This is a genomic window from Colwellia sp. 6M3 (assembly GCF_014077595.1).
Lineage (GTDB): Bacteria > Pseudomonadota > Gammaproteobacteria > Enterobacterales > Alteromonadaceae > Cognaticolwellia.
In genome coordinates this window covers 1-214 of sequence record NZ_JACGWF010000284.1, presented here as the reverse complement: position 1 = coordinate 214, position 214 = coordinate 1, and the positions used below count along the sequence as shown (strand labels likewise).

Sequence of the window (214 nt, the reverse complement as noted above, 5' to 3'; positions counted from 1 at the left end):
AGGCAACGTGGTGTATCAACCGGCTACGCAAGGAGCTTAAGGCGCATAGGCGTACAATAGGATATTCTGTATGACGGTTTTTACTGTGCTTAATATAGTGAAAGTGCTCAGCAAGAGCAGGTGTATCGGGTGCACGAAATTGCGTTCCATCGACAGAAAATAACCGGAGTCCATACCACGTATCATCAGCATCTTCTTCTTGTGTCCAATGGGC

General features: G+C 46.7%; 1 pseudogene. It reads right to left on the bottom strand.

The annotated features are described in order from the left end of the window. Nucleotides 1-214 (bottom strand): annotated as a pseudogene (locus H4J50_RS19950) (IS4 family transposase); the annotation flags it as partial.